The organism is Capnocytophaga canis (genome assembly GCF_043187445.1).
In the GTDB taxonomy this organism is placed as follows: domain Bacteria; phylum Bacteroidota; class Bacteroidia; order Flavobacteriales; family Flavobacteriaceae; genus Capnocytophaga; species Capnocytophaga canis.
Window position 1 is genome coordinate 2,679,619 of record NZ_CP171121.1, and the last position, 19,252, is coordinate 2,698,870.

Here is a 19,252-nt window from a genome sequence, read left to right on the forward strand (position 1 = left end):
CTAAATAAAAAAACATGAGCGTATTAGTTAATAAAAATTCAAAAATAATTGTACAAGGATTCACTGGAAGCGAGGGAACTTTCCATGCTGAACAGATGATTGAGTACGGAACAAACGTAGTGGGAGGTATCACTCCTAACAAAGGTGGGCAGGTACATTTAGGAAAACCTGTTTTCAATACAGTGAGAGAAGCTGTTAAAGAAACGGGAGCAGATGTTTCAATCATTTTCGTTCCACCTGCATTTGCTGCTGATGCCATTATGGAAGCTGCCGATGCAGGAATCAAAGTGATTATTACTATCACAGAGGGGATTCCTGTTGCAGATATGATTAAAGTATCGGACTATATTAAAGATAAAGACTGTCGTTTAATTGGGCCAAACTGTCCTGGGGTTATCACTCCTGAAGAAGCTAAAGTAGGCATCATGCCCGGGTTCATTTTCAAAAAAGGAAAAGTAGGAATCGTTTCAAAATCAGGAACTTTAACCTATGAAGCAGCAGATCAAATCGTACGTCAAGGTTTAGGGATTACCACGGCTATTGGTATTGGAGGTGACCCAATTATCGGAACAACCACTAAGGAAGCTGTTGAACTTTTAATGAACGACCCTGAAACAGAGTGTATCGTAATGATTGGAGAAATTGGAGGACAGTTGGAATCGGAAGCAGCCCGTTGGATTAAAGCTAACGGAAATAAAAAACCTGTTGTAGGGTTCATCGCTGGAGAAACCGCTCCAAAAGGAAGAACAATGGGACATGCAGGAGCTATTGTAGGAGGTGCTGATGACACTGCTGAAGCTAAAAAACGTATTTTAAAAGAATGCGGTATTCATGTTGTAGACTCACCAGCTAAAATTGGGGAGAAAGTAGCTGAAGTATTGAAAAAATAAATTCTCAGAAGATAATGTGAATGAATAGGCTGTCCTAGAAAAAACGGATAGCCTTTTTGATTTATAAATTTTTTCTGTAAGGTCTGAGAAGTTAATGAAAATCTATGGTTTCGCGATATAATTTTTATATTTTGAAAATCAATAATTTAATAAAATATTTCTTCAAAAAAATATTTTATTATAAACTGAAAAAAATATTTTTTTGAAGAAATATTTTTTTTGAGTACTTTTGTCGCTAAAATTATACTGTAATGAAAAAGCATCCTTCTGAGGAAGGAAGAAAAATAAAAATCGTAAGAATATGAAATTCATTGTATCAAGTTCGTACTTATTGAAGAAATTACAAGTCATAGGTGGAGTTATTAATAGCAATAACACCATGCCGATACTTGATAATTTTCTGTTTGAACTAAGTCCTAATCTTTTGACTGTTTCAGCATCGGATTTGGAAACCACCGTAAAAGGTACTTTGGAAGTGGAGTCTGATTCAGAAGGAAGTATTGCCGTTCCTGCTAAATTATTGATTGAATCACTAAAAGCATTTCCTGAACAACCTCTTACTTTCATTGTGAAAGAAGGAAACCAGATTGAAATCAGCACAACAAATGGTAATTATCAGTTGACTTATTTCAGCGCCGAAGATTTTCCTAAACCAATTAGTTTACCAGAAGCAAGTAAAGTAAGTTTATTAGGAGATATCTTAGCTACGGCTATTCAGAAAACCATTTTTGCTGTTGGAAATGATGATTTGCGTCCGACAATGAGTGGTGTATTCTTTGAATTTAATGATGAGGGCTTGACTTTTGTGGCAACGGATGCTCACAAATTGGTAAAATACCAACGTACGGATATCAAAGCAACGGAAAGTTCCGATTTTATTATGCCTAAAAAACCTCTAAACTTGTTAAAAGGAATTTTAGCAGGAAGCGAATCGGAGGTTACGATTGAATATAACGAAAGTAATGCAAAATTCTCTTTTGATGATATGGAAATTATCTGCCGATTGATTGATGGAAAATATCCAAATTATGATGCAGTAATTCCGAAAGAGAATCCTAATAAATTAACTGTAAACAGATTACAGTTTTTAGGTTCAGCACGTCGGGTTTCTATTTTTTCCAACAAAACCACACATCAAATTCGATTGAAAGTTGCAGGGTCTGATCTGCAAATTTCAGCTGAAGATGTTGATTATAGTAACCGAGCTGAAGAACGTTTCGCATGTGACTACCAAGGGGATGATATAGAAATTGGATTTAATTCCCGTTTTTTGATTGAAATGTTGAATAATTTAGAATCGGACGAGGTGATGCTCGAAATGTCGTATCCTAATAGGGCAGGAATTTTGACTCCTCTTGATGGGTTGGATGTAGGTGAGAAAGTGCTTATGTTGGCAATGCCTATTATGCTAAACCAACAAGCACAATAAAAATAAATAAATTTTAAAAGCTGTCTGTAAAGGCAGCTTTTTATATGTTATTTGGTAAATAACCTAGATTTGGAAAACGTTTTCGAGAAAAAAGAAGAAAAAAATATCTTATATTTAAGAAAAAAACTGTAACTTTACGTCCCAAAAAATAGAATAGAAAATAAAAAATAAATAAGACAATGTCAGTAAAAAAAATAGCAGTATTGACTTCAGGGGGAGACGCTCCTGGAATGAATGCAGCCATTCGTGCTGTAGTGCGTACGTGTGCATATCACAACGTAGAAGTATTAGGTGTGTATCGTGGCTATCAGGGAATGATAGAGGGCGATTTTGTTGAGTTGAATGCTCGTAGCGTTCGTGATACTATTAACAAAGGAGGAACATTTTTGAAATCAGCTCGTTCTAAAGAGTTTAGAACTCCTGAGGGACGTAAAAAAGCTTATGAAAATCTAAAAAAATCAGGAGCAGATGCGTTAATTGTTATCGGTGGGGATGGTTCTTTTACAGGAGCGTTGTTGTTCAATGAAGAATTTAATTTTCCAGTGATGGGAATCCCAGGAACCATTGATAACGACATCTATGGAACTAGCCATACCTTGGGGTACGATACAGCTTTAAATACAGCTGTTGAGGCTATTGATAAAATCCGAGATACGGCAAGTTCCCATGATCGTATGTTTTTTATTGAGGTGATGGGACGCGATGCAGGGTTTATAGCACTGAATACAGGTATTGGAGTAGGGGCTGAACGAATCTTAATCCCAGAGGAAAATACTACAGCCGAAGAATTGTTAGCTGATATAGAGAAAGGATATGCTAAAGGAAAAACTTCGAATATCATTATTGTTGCTGAAGGGGACAAATCGGGGAAAAATGTATTCCAATTGAAAGAATACGTGGAGAGCAAACACCCTGGATTTGATATCCGTGTGGCAATCTTAGGGCATATGCAACGTGGAGGAGCTCCTTCGTGCTATGATCGTGTTCTTGCCAGTCGTATGGGAGTGAAAGCCGTAGAAACACTTTTAGAAGGAAAATCAAACTATATGGTTGGAGTAAATAACGATGTTATAGATTTAACACCGCTCGAAAAAGCCATCAAAGGTGGAAGCAAATTGGATATGGAACTTGTTCGCGTAGCAGAGATTATGAGCGTATAATACAAAATCATTGCCCTTGAAAAGTTGTTTTCAATTTTTGAGTTTTAAGTAATCAAAAAACACAAATATTATGGAAATCACAAGTTTATGGCAATTGGAACCAAACGGGATTTATACCTAAACTGATTATTCACTTTGAAAATAGAAGGAAAAAGTAGAACTTTTCAAGGGCAAGATTTTTACGAGTTATACGAAGAGAGGTTGATGTTCAGGAATGTTGGGTAGTTCATTCTACTGAAAAAGCTATTTTTGTGTATGTTTTGGAAGATAACAAATATGGACTACTTAAACCTATTTTTGAAGGCGATGTTTTTTACTTCGGTGATTTTCCCGAATTTAGAAATAGAAGCAGACACAGTTTTTGAAATCTAATAAGAATGATTATACCTAAAGAGTTAAAAGAGGCGATAAGTCACTTATCGTCAGCAGAAAAAGATAAACTCATTTTCAGATTATTAAAAAAAGATTTGGTCTTAGCAAATCGGCTTTTGTTTGAGTTGGTTAGTGAGGAATCTGTCGAGGAAAAACGCCAAAAAACACAAGAAAAAATAGAGGAAATTATCGAGCGAAGAGCTAAATATGTTTATTCGTCTGGAGTGCTTAATATGGAAGTTCGTGAGTTAAGCGGTATGATTAACGAACACGTAAGCATAACCAAAGATAAATTCGGAGAAATTTCGTTGAATTTATCAATGATTTGTAAAATTCTCGAAACTCATAAAAAAGATATTTTGGAACAAAATTTTAAAAAAGCTCAAAAATTTTGTACGGCAGTTATTGCCCGAGCATTTAAATTGCTGATTTTGATAAAGAAAATGCACGAAGATTATTTTATGGAGTTTCAAGAAGATTTACAAAAATTCGGAGAGCTGATTGCCGATAATCCGTATTTGATAAAATCGGCAATTCACAACGGATTGGATGTTCGTTGGCTCATTTCAGGAGAAATTCCTGATGATATTTCCAAAATACATAGAGAGATCAGAGATAAGGGTCTTCTGTAAAAAAAGAAACAAAAGAAAACCATCAATAGATAACCCGTTGCCATTCAGGAGTTGCTTTAAGTAATAGAAGATACTAATCTGATTGCCCCTAAAAATGGAATAGAGTAAAAAACAAGCAGAACAAAATAGGATATAAAGGTTTTTTGTGAAAATTTAACATTTAAAAATCGTATATTTGCAAGGATTAAAATAGTAGAAAAAGTGAGTAAAGATATCGTCACGCCCCAAGAATGGATCGCAAATTGGCAATCAAATCGGCGATTGACACGTAAGGTGATAGAAGCGTTTCCCGAAAAAGAATTATTTGAATTTTCAATCGGTGGAATGCGTCCGTTTGCAAATATCGTTGATGAGTTGGTTTATCTAACTGATTTATCAATTAAACAAGTATCTGAGAATCAAGTTGTTGAATTTTCTGATTTTATGGGATATGCCGGAAAAACCAAAGTTGAAATTTTAACCCATTGGGACAAAATTACCATTTTGATTGAAAAATTTGGCAAGGAAACATCACAAGAAAAATATCGTGAGATTTTCAATATGTTTGGAATGTATAATTATGCTCTTATTGAAAATTTAATCTATCTACTTGAAAATGAAATACATCATCGAGGACAAGGCTATGTTTATCTGCGGGCTTTGGGCATAGAGCCACCCGCCTTTTATGGTGAGTATTAGGAATTAATTATCAATTGTTGAAAAACATTTTCAAAATTAGAAAAACTATAAAAAATGAAATACAAAGGCTATCAGCCAAAAGCCAATAGCTAATTGCAGAAAAAATAATTTAATAACAAATAAAAAAATAATTATGTCAACATTAAAAATTGGAATCAACGGATTCGGACGCATTGGACGTCTTGTGTTTAGAGCGGTTTACGAAAGACCAAATGTAGAAATCGTAGGGATTAACGACCTTCAAGATGTAGAATACATCGCTTATCTTTTAAAATATGATTCAGTTCACGGAACTTTCAAAGGAAACGTAGAAGTAAAAGACGGAAACTTGGTAGTTGACGGAAAAGTGGTTCGTATCACTGCTGAAAAAGACCCAGCAAACTTGAAATGGAATGAAGTTGGAGCTACTGTAGTTGCTGAATGTACAGGTATTTTTACTACATTGGAAAAAGCTCAAGCTCACATCAATGCAGGTGCTAAAAAAGTAGTTATTTCTGCTCCATCTGCTGATGCTCCAATGTTCGTAATGGGAGTTAACCACAAATCAGTAAAACCAACTGACAACATCGTTTCTAACGCTTCTTGTACAACAAACTGTTTGGCTCCTATCGCTAAAGTTATCAACGATGCTTTCGGAATTGAAGAGGCTTTGATGACAACAGTTCACGCTACAACAGCTACACAATTAACTGTTGATGGTCCTTCTAAAAAAGACTGGAGAGGCGGTCGTTCAGCACTTATCAACATCATTCCTTCATCAACAGGAGCAGCTAAAGCGGTAGGAAAAGTTATTCCTGAATTGAACGGAAAATTAACAGGTATGGCGTTCCGCGTTCCAACAGCTGACGTTTCAGTAGTGGATTTAACAGTTCGTACTAAAAAAGATACTTCACTTGAAGAAATCAACGCTGCAATGAAAAAAGCATCAGAAGGAGAGTTGAAAGGTATCTTAGGATATACTAACGAACTTGTTGTTTCTCAAGATTTTGTAGGAGATAAAAGAACTTCAATCTACGATGAGAAAGCAGGTATTGCATTAAGCAAAAACTTCTTCAAAGTAGTTTCTTGGTACGATAACGAAGCAGGATACTCTAACAAATTGGTTGATTTGGCAGAGCACGTAGCTTCTTTATAATAGTATATTTCAAGGCTGTTTGGCGGAGTCAAACAGCCTTAATTTTTTAATTACTCAATAAATAAATTAGAAAAATATGATTTTAATTGTTGATAGTGGAGCTACCAAGGCGGATTGGACGGCACTAAATGACAAAGGAGAGCAATTGTTTTTTACACAAACTTTGGGCTTGAACCCAGAAGTTTTGACAGAGGAACTCATTATTGAGCGTATTACGACTAATAATGACTTATTCTCAAACAAAGATAAAGTTACAGGATTGTATTTTTATGGTGCAGGTTGCGGTACAGAGCGTATGACTTCGTTTATGGCTCGTACTTTGCAAACTATTTTCAGAACAGCCAAAATTGATGTAAAAGAAGATACTTTTGCTGCGGTTTATGCAACTACGCGTCCTGAAGATAAGGCTATTGTTTGTATTCTTGGTACGGGGGCTAATTGCTCCTACTGGAATGGAGAAAAATTAGTTCAAGCAGTTGATTCTCTAGGATATATTCTGATGGATGAATCCAGCGGAAACTTCTACGGAAAGCGTCTGGTTACAGATTACTTTTTCAATAAAATGCCCAAAGAATTAGCTCAAAAATTTGAGAAAGAGTATGATTTAAACTCAGATGTTATCAAAAATCACTTGTATAAACTTCCGAATCCAAATAGTTATTTAGCAACGTTTGCAAAGTTCATTGTAGAAAATAAGGAACACGACTATTGTCGAAATATTGTTCGCAATGGAGTACAGCTGTTTGTTGATCATTGGATTTCGCAATACGAGGCTCGTTATGAAGTGCCAATTAATTTTGTAGGAAGCATTGCTTTTTATTTGCAAGATATTCTAAAAGAGGTGCTTACAGAAAATAATTTGAAGTTAGGTAACGTATTACGTAAACCTATTGATGGGTTGGTGGCTTTCCATGTTAATAAAGTGAAATAGTCAAAATTAAATTATGGAATAAAGGCTTCAACATTTTTTATGCTGAAGTCTTTATTTTATTGCTAAAAAAAACGTTACCCTTTTACTCTTATAAAAATATGTTTTATATTTGCGCCAAATATAGAAGTATTATGTTAAAAATTAAACTTTTTGTTGTTTTTTTGTTGTTTATTGGGTCGTTTCATGTGTCTATAGCACAGACTGAAATGGATGTACAACAAATATCTTCAGTAAATGTAGATAACTTATCCGATGAGCAAATTAGAGCTTATTGGAAAAAGGCTCAAGATCAAGGTTATTCTTTAGAACAGCTTATTGTAGGAGCACGAACTCGAGGAATGTCTGAAATTCAAGCAAATAAGTTGAGACAACGTATTTTGCAGTTATCCACATCAACGCCTTCTTCTAACCAGAAACAAATATCACAGCGAGTTGATTCAGAAGCAATTGGGTTTACTGGTCAAGAAAATAAAGACTCATTAGCGGTTAAAAATGATAAGAATAGTATTTTTGGAATGAATTTTTTCAAAAATCCTAAAATTTCGTTTACGCCAAATAGCAATATGGTAACTCCTGAAACTTATCAAGTAGGGGTAGGAGATGAATTGCTGATTGAAGTTTGGGGAGCTACAGAAACTTCATTTAAACAGGTTGTTGATAATCAAGGTAATATATCTGTTAATGGTGTAGGGAAAATTAATGTGTTAGGCTTGCCATTAAATCAAGTTAAAGCGAAAGTAAATTCTCAGTTAAAGCGTATTTATTCTGGAATTTCTGCTTCTGAAGGTAGCTATAACAAAATATATACAGGTGTAACTATCACTCAGGTGCGTACCGTGAGTGTTAATATTATTGGAGAGGTTGTTGTCCCTGGGACATATTCGCTAAGTGCTTTGTCTACAGTTCTTAATGCTCTATATGCTTGTGGTGGTCCCACTGAAAGTGGTTCATTTCGAGAGATTAAATTAATCAGAGGAGGAAAACAAGTTGCTATTTTTGATGTTTATGATTTCCTGATTAAAGGGTCGGAAAAAGGCAATTTGACATTGCAAGACCAAGATGTAATCATTGTACCTCCTTACATAAATCGTATTTGGGTTGAGGGTCGTGTAAAAAGAGAAGGAGCTTATGAAACGAAGGAAGGAGAGACTTTAGCAAACTTAGTTACCTTTTTTGGAGGATTCGAATCAGATGCATTTGTAAATACATTGGTTGTTGAACGTATTAAAGATGCTAAACGAGAAGTTCGTGAAGTTATGTTCGAAAACATAGCAAATTTTAAAATGCAAAATGGAGATAAATTAAACATCCATCCAATCACAGATGAATACGAAAACCGATTGAGTATTGGAGGAGCTGTTTACCAACCTGGTACGTATGAGTTTAAAGAGGGAATGACAGCTTTTGATTTATTAAATCGAGCTAATGGACTTAAAAGAGAAGCTTCGTTAGAAAGGGGTCTGATTTTCAGAACTTTGAACAGAGTTGATTATCAAACCATCAATTTTTCCGTGAAGGATTTGATTGAACAGAAGCACAATATAGCTCTTAAGGATAACGATAGTATTCATATCTTTTTTAAGGATTCTTTACAAATGAGTCGTTTTGTAAAAGTAGAAGGAGCTGTTAATAAACCTAAAGATCTTCCTTTTATGGAGAATATGACTATAAAGGATGTTATTGTACTTACGGGAGGATTGGCACAAGGAGCTGATGCGTCAACGATTGACGTTTTTCGTGAAACATACGATCAAAATTTTAAAAAATTAAGTCAAGAGTTTAAAGTAACAGAAGACGATTCGGACTTTATATTACAACCCAACGACATCGTTTCAGTGCGTTATCTTAAAGGTTATACTCCTATGCAATCCGTAAAAATAGAAGGAGAGGTACTTTATCCTGGTGTGTATAGCATACAAAGCAAAGATGAGCGCATTTCAGATTTAATTGCGAGAGCGGGGGGATTTTCTCCTCATGCGTATATTGAGGGAGCTACTTTAATTCGTAAGAAATTAGATGAGAGTGAAGTCAAGCAAGAGCAGTTTTTGGATGAGTTGATATCTATTGGTAGCATTGGTGATCAAGATAAATCTTTAAAAAAGATAGAAAAAAAAGTTTCTGAATATCGTATAGGAATTAATTTACAAAAAATATTAGAAAAAAAGCATAGTAAATATGACTTGGTTCTTAATGAATCCGATGTGCTGTTGATTCCCTCTGAAAAACAAACTGTTGAAATTCGAGGTGAAGTGTTAGCACCTTCACTGGTTCGCTATCAAAAAGGGATGACACTTCGTGATTATGTGAACAGAGCAGGAGGGTTTTCTGATAGAGCTAAAAAACGTTCCGTGTATGTGATGTATGCTAATGGTGATATTCGTTCTACAGATATTTCCTTGATTTTCAATAATTATCCAGAAATTAAGCCGGGAGCGATTATTATTGTTCCTTCAAAACCTGAACGTCAACGACTTTCACCAGGAGAAACCATCGGAATTATTTCAGCCATAACCACTATGGGGGTATTGATTTATAACGTTATAACAAAATAAAATGGAAAATAATAGACAAAAAGAAGAAGATACAATAGATTTATTGGAGTTAATCCGAAAGCTTTGGGGTGCTCGTAAGTATATCTTAAAAGTTACAATCTTATTTTTCATCATAGGAATCTTAGTTGCTTTGTTTTCGTCAAAGGAATATACCGCAACTACACTGATGATTCCTCAAACTACTGATGGTAAATCAATTGGAGGAGGATTAGGTGGGTTTGCGGCTATAGCTGGAATTAGCTTAGGCGGAGCTTCCTCAGAGGAGGTTCCCATTACAGTTTACCCAAAAGTGGTTCAAAGTGTTCCGTTTAAAAAGAAATTAGTACAAACACCTTTGAATTTTGAAAACATTTCAGAAAAGATTACCTATAAAACTTATTGTGAGGATCATGTAAAACCCGGTATATTGGATTATGTGAAAAAATATACTATAGGTTTACCTGGGTTGTTGTTTGGAAGCAAAGAAGAAGAAAACACTTCTGAGGAACAAAAGACCGTATTACAACTATCTCAAAAGGAGCGAGAAATTTTAAATAGCGTTGATAGTCAATTATCAATTACAATCAATGAAAAAGAGGGTACGATTATGCTATCTTACTCAATGTCGGAGGCCTTAGCAGCTGCTCAGATGTTACAAAGTGCTCAGAATTTATTACAAGAGAGTATTACTGAATTTAAGACTCAAAAAGCAGTTGAAGAATTAGATTTTATTAAGGAACGCTATCAAGAAGCTGAGAAAGATTTCAAAAGTAAACAATTTGCTTTGGCTCAGTTTCAGGATAAAAATAGAAATCTTTTTAGTTCGTTACCTCAAACTCGTTTACAGCAATTACAAACAGATTATAACTTGGCTTTCAGCGTATACTCTGAATTGGCTAAACAATTAGAAAGCAAAAAGATAAAAGTAAAAGAAGACCAACCTATTTTCACTATTATTGAACCTGTGAGTGTTCCTAATGAGCGTTCAAAACCAAAACGACCAATGATAGTTGCTATTTGGACATTTTTAGGTATAGTGATTGGTATAGGAGGTGTTTTTATAAAAGATTTTATCAAACAGATTAAACAAAAGAAAGAAGCTTAGTAAGGCTTCTTTTTTTGTTGATTGAATGTGTCAAATAGTTTGGTATGAGTTGGCAAAACTAATAATTTACTACAAGAATGCATAAATAATCACTCTTTCTCAAATTTTGTTACTGTTTTATGGTAAAAGTTTACTCTTCACTGATTCATTTAATCTATTGAATTTCAAGGGGATTGAATGTTAAAGTTTATTTGCCTAAATTCTAAAGATTTTTTACCTTTACCCCAATCAAAATAGTTGCCTTATGGAGGAACTCATACTCACGTTAATAAATCAAACCTCACAAAATATATTTCTAACAGGAAAAGCAGGAACAGGAAAAACTACATTACTGCACAAAATCATTAAAACTACACATAAAAATACTATTGTGGTTGCTCCCACAGGCATAGCAGCTTTGAATGCAGGTGGAGTTACCATTCACTCTATGTTTCAGTTGCCTTTTGCGTCATTTTTACCAACATTGTCCAATCCACCTGTGGTTTATGCTAATTCGCGTTTTGAAAATCGGATGACATTGCGTAAGCACTTTAAAATGAGAAGAAATAAACAACAGTTATTTCATCATTTGGAGCTATTGGTTATTGACGAGGTGAGTATGCTACGTGCCGATGTTTTGGATGCTATGGATTTTATGTTGCAAAATATTCGAAAAGACAAACGTCCTTTTGGAGGGGTACAAGTTTTGTTTATTGGAGATTTATTGCAGCTACCACCCGTAGTCAAAAACGAAGAATGGGAGGTTTTGAAAACATACTACAGTGGGATATTTTTCTTTCAGTCCAAAGTTATTACTGAAAATCCGTTATTATACGTAGAGTTGGATAAAATATATCGACAGTCGGATGATGATTTTATTTCCATACTAAATAATCTTCGAGATAATAAATTGAATTTCAGTAATATGGAATTATTACAAGGTTATGTAAATCCTAATTTTAGATCGGATAGACGAAATGAATATATCACTTTGACGACTCACAATGCCAAAGCTGATGCTATTAACAATCATGAAATGAGAGAGTTACATAGTAAAGAATATATGTTTGAGGCAGAGATCGTAGGTGATTTTCCTGAATATATGTATCCTATAGATAAATATATTTACCTAAAAGAAGGAGCGAGGGTTATGTTCATTAAAAACGACTTATCACCTGAAAAATTGTTTTTTAATGGAAAAATGGGGACAGTGATGAGGCTTTCGGATGGTGAGATTGAAGTTCTTTTAGATGGAGGAAAAACCATTAATGTTGAAAAACATGAATGGGAAAATATCCGCTATCAGATTAATGAGCAAACCAAAGAAATTGAAGAAGAGCGACTTGGAACGTTCTCACAGTATCCATTGAGGTTAGCTTGGGCAATTACTGTACATAAAAGTCAGGGGCTTACTTTCGAAAAGGCAATTTTAGATTTAGACCATGTGTTTGCCCCAGGACAATTGTATGTAGCTTTTTCTCGATTGCGTTCCATGGAGGGAATGGTATTGCTTTCTCAAGTTAGTAAATATGGTATCGAAAATAGTGAGGAAGTGGTTCAGTATGCAGTAAATAAAGCTAGTCCAGAACAACTTTCTCAAGCATGTGTCAGTGGTGAAAAAGCGTACTTAGAGAATGCCGTTTTACAATGTTTTCAATGGGATAATTTGCTAGGAAATTGGAACTTACACAAAGGTAGCTATGTAGGAGATATGGGAAATAAGAATCTTTATAAAGACTGGGCATTAGAACAGATGAATCAAGTCGTTGAAATGGTTATACTGACCGAAAAATTTACCAAACAGTTGAAACATATCTTACATACTGACTATGATTTTAACTTCCTCTATGAGCGTTTTGAAAAGGCATATCTCTATTTTTTTCCACGATTAGAGGTTATTTGGTATGAAGTCTTACGAGTGCAAAAAGAGATTGAAACTCATAAAAAAGTGAAACAATTTCGTGAGGAACTTATTGATTTGGAGAGTGTAACTTCGGAAGTAATACGTAGCCTATTTAAAACAAGACAAATGATGCAATTGGCTAAAAATCAACAGCCATTTAATAATTCTTCCATCAATCTTTCGCCGTTGGTAAGGATTCGTGAAAATTTAATATTAAAAGCAAAAGAACAGCTGAAAGAAAAACGACTTTTTGTGGAGGAGCAATCACATCAGGCAACAAAAATTGCTACCAAAGAAAAAGAATCGACCTATGATATCACCTATCAATTATGGGAAGAAATGCGTTCTGTTGAGGCAGTTGCAGAAAAACGCATGTTTACCACAGCAACTATCTATCGACATCTTATGAAGTTAATGGAAATGGATAAGGTGCAAATTTCAGAATTGCTATCCGAACAGGCTCTAAACGAACTGACAACTCTTTTTGAACAGGAAGAAGATTTGAGCTTAGGATATATCTATGACCTTTTGAACGAAAGATACACTTGGGATGAATTACGCCTTTTTAAAAGTTATTTTTTGAAAAATATGAGTTCAGAATGAATAGACAGACTCTGCAAGAATCCCATCCTTATGGTTTATAAACTATAAGTGCATTTAGTCAGTATTTTAAACGGCATCAGGAAACAAAAAGTTCTATTTGATGTAATTATATAAAAGGATTTTTAGAGTAATTTTTTAGTGGTACTGCTTCAAAAAACTATTCTAAAAATTCCAAAAATTCAAAACAAAACGTATATTTGCACATTATTTATCAAACGGAGAGAGCTATACTCTTTATTTTCAAACAACTATATGACACAGCAAAAAGATGAAATGTCTTTTTTAGACCATTTGGAGGAACTACGGTGGCACCTAATCCGCTCCACTGTAGCCGTTTTGGTCATTGCCGTAGTGGCGTTCTTCTTGAAAGATTTTATTTTCGATACTATTATTTTTGGACCTCGAAAAGGTGATTTTATTACCTACGAAATGTTTTGTAAATTGGGACAATTTTTTAATTATGAGAGTGATTTCTGTATGGAAAAACTGCCTTTTAGCATCCAAAATAGAACAATGGCAGGACAATTTTCAGTGCATTTATGGACATCTATTTGGGTAGGAGTTATTCTTGGTTTTCCTTATATTTTGTATGAAATTTGGAGATTTATAAGTCCAGGGCTATATGAAAATGAGCGAAAAATAGCGAGTGGTTTCATTTTCATAGCGTCCTTGTTGTTTTTTATGGGAGTGTTGTTTGGTTATTACATGATTGCACCTCTTTCTATAAATTTTTTAGGAACATACACTGTTAGTCAAGAAGTTGCAAACCAAATTGATCTAAATTCTTACATTTCGGTAGTCCGATCATCCGTAATTTCGTGCGGTTTAGTATTTGAATTACCTATTATCATTTACTTTTTAACCAAATTAGGACTCATAACCCCGACTTTTATGAGGAAATATCGTCGACATGCACTTGTTTTGGTACTTATTTTAGCTGCAATCATCACACCTCCCGATGTAGCGAGTCAAATTATTGTAGCTATCCCCATTATGTTACTTTATGAAATTAGTATATTCATTTCAGTCTACGTTTTGAAAAAGGAACAAAAACGTAAGGCAAAAGTGGAATAAAATCCTATAAATGAAACATTATCATATTTTCAAAACATAATTTAATATTTTAAGGTTCAATGAATTGTAAAACCTACCTAAAGCAATTACCTAACGTGAAAACGTTAAAACAGATTTGTCGTGGCAGAGCTGTGATGGATTGGATTATTTGTGGATATGAGTTTGAAACCTACCACACCTTCTACAAGAGTAAGCAAGAGGAGTATGACGGCACCGAGGCTCAATGGGGCTTAGGGTTTGAGGATGAAGATGGAATCTCCCTGTCGTTCTATTTTCTTGACAAGGCGTGTCTGATTGTGCCGTCAGCGAGTTCGGAAGATAGTAAAGATGCTAACAGTCAGTTGTTTGAAAAAAAAATACCGAAGATTTTTCATCCTTATTTTCGTAAAAATTTTTCGAATTCTGATATTCCGTTCGTGTTGTGGTCATTGGATGGAGAAACGTGGAATGCTGAGGAAAATTTTGAAATTGAAGAAATTATTTCTAAATTTGACCAAATCACTACTAATCCTGCCGTCTATAAGCAATGGGCATTTGATTTCTTTGGTGATGAAACTTATTTCAAGGAAGATGCTTCAGAGCAGACTATTACGGACATTTATGAAGGTAAGATACTCACCGAAGCAATGGTATATAGTTTAGTGAGCGAAGTGCATGATTGGGTGGATTTGGAGGCTGAATTGGATGAAATGCCATACCGATTTGAGTTTTAAATCCTAACCATTTTTATACCAAAATTCAAGCAGGAAAGTTTATCTTTTGGTATAGTTTACTCCGAATTTAAAGCAAAATTACCCAAAACGAGGGGTTTGTTAGCTTTGGTACTATTTGGAGTGTATTGTTCTAACAGATACCATTAGTATTGCTCGAAAAATTAAATTTATTGCATATTTTTTACATACGATGAAGTTAATAGTCAATGATATTATCAAAATCTATAAAGGAAGAAAAGTTGTTAAAGGCGTTTCTTTGGAGGTAAATCAAGGAGAAATTGTTGGGCTTTTAGGGCCTAATGGAGCGGGTAAAACAACATCTTTCTATATGATTGTGGGGTTGATTAAACCCAATGGAGGAACTATTTATCTTGATAGAGAGAATATTACTGACTATCCGATGTATAAAAGAGCTCAGCGAGGTATTGGGTACTTGGCACAAGAAGCCTCCGTTTTTCGTAAATTGAGCATTGAGGACAATATCAAAAGTGTGTTGCAATTGACCAAGTTATCTAAAAAAGAACAACAGATGAAAACCGATTCATTGATTGAAGAGTTTGGTTTGGGACATATTCGCAAAAACCGAGGTGATTTATTATCAGGAGGTGAGCGACGTCGTACTGAAATTGCACGAGCATTAGCAACAAGTCCAAAATTTATTCTATTGGATGAACCTTTTGCAGGAGTTGATCCTGTGGCTGTAGAAGATATTCAACGTATTGTTGCACAGCTTAAAAATAAAAATATTGGTATCCTAATCACCGACCATAACGTACAGGAAACTTTAGCGATTACTGATCGTACTTATCTTATGTTTGAGGGAGGAATTCTCAAAGCGGGAGTTCCTGAAGAGTTGGCAGAAGATCAAATGGTTAGAAAAGTTTATTTAGGACAAAATTTTGAATTGAGAAGAAAAAAGTTATTTTAGTAAGGAGTTCCCACTTGTATTTTTTTGAACTATTAGCGTTGTTGAAATAGTTAGGAATACAATGTTTATGTCTTCTTCATTTTCAATACTCGAAAGAGTTGCTCCATAGGTCGTTTGTAAAATGTGATTAATCCAAATTAATTATGTTTCTGATTATTAGTAGATTGATGTATCACTTAACTTACTCTTAATTAGTTATACGTTGATTTGGTATATTTTTTCTGGGAAAAGCAATAGCAAGAATTTGATTTTTAGGGGTTTATTTTTTGTAAAATTAGAGCCTTTGTCCAAAATGTTTATGTGGAATGGCTAATCGAGTATCAAATAAGTTCTAAAAATTTAAGACGAATTTGGTTTGTGTGTATTATTTTAAATATGAAATAGTTATATTAGAATGTTCTGCAAATCATATTTTCAAAATAAACTTGTATAAAATAGTAAAGAAGTATTACAAATGAATTATATAGAATATGATTTCAAAATAGAACCTCAGGGAGTTGCTTCTGAGATTCTGGTGGCTGAGTTAGCAGAATGGGGTTTTGAGAGTTTTGTTGATACCGAACGAGGGATTTTGGCCTATATTCAAGAAAGTTTGTGGAATGAACATATTTTAGATGAGATTTATATTTTAAAATCGGAGGAATTTCTCATAACTTATTCATTCCGAACTATTGAGCAAGTAAATTGGAATGAAGAGTGGGAAAAGAATTTTGATCCCATTTCAGTAGATGGTTTGTGTACGGTTCGGGCTCCTTTTCATCCAAAAACAGACACTAAATATGATATTATTATCGAACCCAAAATGAGTTTTGGAACAGGACATCATGAAACGACTTATATGATGTTGCAGTTTTTATTACAGACCGATTTTAGCGGAAAATCGGTACTTGATATGGGTTGTGGTACCAGTGTTTTGGCGATTATGAGTGAAAAACGAGGTGCGACTAAAATTACGGCAATAGATATTGACGATTGGTGTGTTGAAAATTCAATAGAGAATATACAACGAAATGATTGTAAGTGTATTGAAGTGAAGTTAGGTGATGCTTCTTTATTAAAAAACGAGCATTTTGATGTGGTAATAGCTAATATCAATCGAAATATTTTATTAAATGATCTCTCGTTGTACGCAGCGACTCTATCGCAAAATGGAATGGTGCTTCTCAGTGGATTTTACAAAAGTGATATGCCAGTAATCCTTGAGGAATGCAGTAAACATGGTCTTTCATTTGTTGAAAATTTAGAACGTAATGAATGGGTAGCAGTAAAATGTGTCAAAAAAGATTAATTTTTGTAATATGCTAATTTTCAATCATAAAGAGCAAACCCAAACCGAGACCGAAACACTTGTTGAGGAATTATTGGATAGGGAATATCATCTTGTTTTATACAACGATGATGTAAACACCTTTGATCATGTGATTGATACATTGGTACGAGTTTGTGATCATACCTATGAACAAGCCGAACAATGTGCTATTATAGTGCATTACAAAGGAAAATGTGATGTAAAATCAGGAACCTACAAGACCTTAGAACCGATGTGTACTGCACTTTTAAATGCTGATTTAAGTGCTGAAATTGAGTGATTTCTATATTCTTGTCGAAAAACTGATCGAATTAAACGAAAAATTGAAATGAATCACTATATATCTAACGATACATTATTTTTAGAAAATATTGAAAATCTCTTAATTGAGGATGTAAAACTCAAATTATCGGAGGAGGCAAAAATAAATATCCAAAAAAGCCAAGATTTTTTGAGTAGATGGTCTCTTGAGCATCAAAAACAAAATATTCCTAACGAAAATGCTGATTTTCAGTGTCGTTTATTGAAATCCTATGCCTGTGGTGTAGGTACTGCCATTCCTGATGAGGTGGTAAAATTGATGTTATTTTTAAAAATACAGTCTTTTTGCTACGGATTCAGCGGTATACGTCTAGAAATTATTGAACGATTTTTGGATTTTTTTAATTACAATGTATTGCCAGTTGTTTATTCAAAAGATACACCAGATGATCGTATTTCATTGGCACACCTGTCTTTACCGCTTATTGGCGAAGGTGAGGTACGCATTAAAGGAAAGATTTTTTCCTCCTGTGAGCTGGAAGAAAAATTTGGTTGGAAACCGTTGCATCTGAAAGAAAAAGAAGCCGAAATCTTGTTAGGAGGTACACAATTGACAACTGCTTATGGAGCTTTTAATATGATCAAAGCTCTTAAATTGTGTGAGTTATCGGATTTTATAGCTTCGGTTTCTTCACAAGTTTTCGGAGTGAGTGACTTGTTCTTCTCAGAACAAGTCCAAATCGTTCGTCCACATAAAGGGCAAATTCAAACAGCAGAATCGTTACGCAAATTTCTGAAAAACAATGAAATAAATGTGGAACGTTCAGAGTTTGATACAGCTCCCGAGGCTTTTCGTGCTATTCCACAGGTGCATGGGGCTGTCAAAGATACGGTAGCCCATGTTCGAAAAGTTATTAAAACCGAAATTAATTCTGTAACGGATAATTTGTTGGTTTTTTCTAAAGAAAACCAACTGATTTCCAGTGGAAATTCACATACTTTACCCTTGTCATTAGGTTTAGATTTTCTTGCTATAGCATTGACAAGTTTGGGAAATATGTCAGAACGACGAATTTTTCATCTTATTTCATCAAGAGAAGATGAAAAGGAGGATTTTTTCTTAGATTTATCTGTTTTTCAACGTATAACAGAGAGTATTTTAGCTGAAAATAAGCGGTTATCTACCCCTGTAAGTGTTGAGAGCCCTATTTTTACCGAAAAGACGACTGATATTAAAGGAATGGGAGGTAGTTCGGCTGTAAAATGCTTGCAGGTTATTGAAAATATTGAACAAATATTAGCTGTTGAGTTATTAGTCGCGGTACTATGGTCAATAAATCAAAAAATGACCTTCACATCTTCTGTTTTGAATGAATATATTGACTATTTAGAGTTACAAACAGAAAAGATATCCTTGAAAAAAAGTATCGAAAAAACCATACAATTTTTTAAAAAAGAGAAGAATGAAAACTAAATGGTTGTGTTATAAAAAGTATGATGGTAGTTTTGATTGTCAGGCTGAGCGTAGTCGAAGCCTCGTAATTACAGGGCTTCGACTACGCTCAGCCTGACAGAAATATCCACTTTATTAAAAGTATCATACTTTTTACAACACTTCC

The 19,252-nt window shown here is 34.4% G+C and carries 16 protein-coding genes; all 16 read left to right on the forward strand.

Annotated features, from left to right (window positions below):
• Positions 1-14 precede the first annotated feature (14 nt).
• The 16 genes from sucD (at position 15) to ACF3OB_RS11450 (ending at position 19,107) form a co-directional block, all read left to right on the forward strand.
• The gene (sucD, locus tag ACF3OB_RS11375) at positions 15-890 is read left to right on the forward strand and encodes a succinate--CoA ligase subunit alpha (RefSeq protein WP_042006491.1); all 876 of its coding nucleotides are present in this window, start codon (positions 15-17) and stop codon (positions 888-890) included.
• A 301-nt stretch (positions 891-1,191) separates the two neighbouring features.
• Entirely contained in the window at positions 1,192-2,319 is a 1,128-nt protein-coding gene (gene dnaN, locus ACF3OB_RS11380) for a DNA polymerase III subunit beta (RefSeq protein ID WP_042006493.1), read from the forward strand.
• A gap of 179 nt (positions 2,320-2,498) precedes the next feature.
• Entirely contained in the window at positions 2,499-3,479 is a 981-nt protein-coding gene (gene pfkA, locus ACF3OB_RS11385) for a 6-phosphofructokinase (protein ID WP_042006495.1), read from the forward strand.
• A 377-nt stretch (positions 3,480-3,856) separates the two neighbouring features.
• Positions 3,857-4,483, forward strand: coding sequence for a hypothetical protein (locus tag ACF3OB_RS11390; protein ID WP_392447776.1), 627 nt, complete (start codon positions 3,857-3,859; stop codon positions 4,481-4,483).
• A gap of 201 nt (positions 4,484-4,684) precedes the next feature.
• Positions 4,685-5,161, forward strand: a complete 477-nt coding sequence (locus ACF3OB_RS11395; protein WP_392447778.1) for a DinB family protein — start codon at positions 4,685-4,687, stop codon at positions 5,159-5,161.
• A gap of 133 nt (positions 5,162-5,294) precedes the next feature.
• The gene (gene gap, locus ACF3OB_RS11400; protein ID WP_042006499.1) at positions 5,295-6,296 is read left to right on the forward strand and encodes a type I glyceraldehyde-3-phosphate dehydrogenase; all 1,002 of its coding nucleotides are present in this window, start codon (positions 5,295-5,297) and stop codon (positions 6,294-6,296) included.
• A gap of 76 nt (positions 6,297-6,372) precedes the next feature.
• Positions 6,373-7,227 (forward strand): N-acetylglucosamine kinase, encoded by an 855-nt coding sequence (locus ACF3OB_RS11405; RefSeq protein WP_042006500.1) that lies wholly within the window; start codon positions 6,373-6,375, stop codon positions 7,225-7,227.
• Between the two features lie 131 nt (positions 7,228-7,358).
• Positions 7,359-9,779: an SLBB domain-containing protein gene (locus tag ACF3OB_RS11410; protein ID WP_392447780.1), complete on the forward strand. Its 2,421-nt coding sequence runs from the start codon at positions 7,359-7,361 to the stop codon at positions 9,777-9,779.
• A 1-nt stretch (position 9,780) separates the two neighbouring features.
• Complete coding sequence (locus ACF3OB_RS11415) at positions 9,781-10,863, forward strand: Wzz/FepE/Etk N-terminal domain-containing protein (RefSeq protein WP_392447782.1); 1,083 nt, start codon at positions 9,781-9,783, stop codon at positions 10,861-10,863.
• Between the two features lie 244 nt (positions 10,864-11,107).
• A complete protein-coding gene (locus ACF3OB_RS11420; protein ID WP_392447785.1) occupies positions 11,108-13,348 on the forward strand; it encodes a helix-turn-helix domain-containing protein in 2,241 nt (746 codons plus the stop codon).
• Between the two features lie 252 nt (positions 13,349-13,600).
• Positions 13,601-14,422, forward strand: coding sequence for a twin-arginine translocase subunit TatC (tatC, locus tag ACF3OB_RS11425; RefSeq protein ID WP_172919032.1), 822 nt, complete (start codon positions 13,601-13,603; stop codon positions 14,420-14,422).
• A gap of 59 nt (positions 14,423-14,481) precedes the next feature.
• Positions 14,482-15,135, forward strand: coding sequence for a hypothetical protein (locus ACF3OB_RS11430; protein ID WP_042006507.1), 654 nt, complete (start codon positions 14,482-14,484; stop codon positions 15,133-15,135).
• A 190-nt stretch (positions 15,136-15,325) separates the two neighbouring features.
• The gene (lptB, locus tag ACF3OB_RS11435) at positions 15,326-16,063 is read left to right on the forward strand and encodes an LPS export ABC transporter ATP-binding protein (RefSeq protein WP_042006509.1); all 738 of its coding nucleotides are present in this window, start codon (positions 15,326-15,328) and stop codon (positions 16,061-16,063) included.
• A 454-nt stretch (positions 16,064-16,517) separates the two neighbouring features.
• Entirely contained in the window at positions 16,518-17,351 is an 834-nt protein-coding gene (gene prmA / locus ACF3OB_RS11440; RefSeq protein WP_042006511.1) for a 50S ribosomal protein L11 methyltransferase, read from the forward strand.
• A 10-nt stretch (positions 17,352-17,361) separates the two neighbouring features.
• Positions 17,362-17,652, forward strand: coding sequence for an ATP-dependent Clp protease adaptor ClpS (locus ACF3OB_RS11445; RefSeq protein WP_042345277.1), 291 nt, complete (start codon positions 17,362-17,364; stop codon positions 17,650-17,652).
• A gap of 48 nt (positions 17,653-17,700) precedes the next feature.
• Positions 17,701-19,107, forward strand: a complete 1,407-nt coding sequence (locus ACF3OB_RS11450) for an aromatic amino acid lyase (protein WP_392447787.1) — start codon at positions 17,701-17,703, stop codon at positions 19,105-19,107.
• Positions 19,108-19,252 lie beyond the last annotated feature (145 nt).

Coding starts and splice junctions, on each gene's coding strand:
- ACF3OB_RS11450 (WP_392447787.1), top strand. CDS start 17,701: ATGAATCACTATATATCTAACGATACATTATTTTTAGAAAATATTGAA.
- ACF3OB_RS11410 (WP_392447780.1), top strand. CDS start 7,359: ATGTTAAAAATTAAACTTTTTGTTGTTTTTTTGTTGTTTATTGGGTCG.
- gap (WP_042006499.1), top strand. CDS start 5,295: ATGTCAACATTAAAAATTGGAATCAACGGATTCGGACGCATTGGACGT.
- ACF3OB_RS11445 (WP_042345277.1), top strand. CDS start 17,362: ATGCTAATTTTCAATCATAAAGAGCAAACCCAAACCGAGACCGAAACA.
- tatC (WP_172919032.1), top strand. CDS start 13,601: ATGACACAGCAAAAAGATGAAATGTCTTTTTTAGACCATTTGGAGGAA.
- dnaN (WP_042006493.1), top strand. CDS start 1,192: ATGAAATTCATTGTATCAAGTTCGTACTTATTGAAGAAATTACAAGTC.
- ACF3OB_RS11415 (WP_392447782.1), top strand. CDS start 9,781: ATGGAAAATAATAGACAAAAAGAAGAAGATACAATAGATTTATTGGAG.
- sucD (WP_042006491.1), top strand. CDS start 15: ATGAGCGTATTAGTTAATAAAAATTCAAAAATAATTGTACAAGGATTC.
- lptB (WP_042006509.1), top strand. CDS start 15,326: ATGAAGTTAATAGTCAATGATATTATCAAAATCTATAAAGGAAGAAAA.
- ACF3OB_RS11430 (WP_042006507.1), top strand. CDS start 14,482: ATGAATTGTAAAACCTACCTAAAGCAATTACCTAACGTGAAAACGTTA.
- pfkA (WP_042006495.1), top strand. CDS start 2,499: ATGTCAGTAAAAAAAATAGCAGTATTGACTTCAGGGGGAGACGCTCCT.
- prmA (WP_042006511.1), top strand. CDS start 16,518: ATGAATTATATAGAATATGATTTCAAAATAGAACCTCAGGGAGTTGCT.
- ACF3OB_RS11420 (WP_392447785.1), top strand. CDS start 11,108: ATGGAGGAACTCATACTCACGTTAATAAATCAAACCTCACAAAATATA.
- ACF3OB_RS11390 (WP_392447776.1), top strand. CDS start 3,857: ATGATTATACCTAAAGAGTTAAAAGAGGCGATAAGTCACTTATCGTCA.
- ACF3OB_RS11405 (WP_042006500.1), top strand. CDS start 6,373: ATGATTTTAATTGTTGATAGTGGAGCTACCAAGGCGGATTGGACGGCA.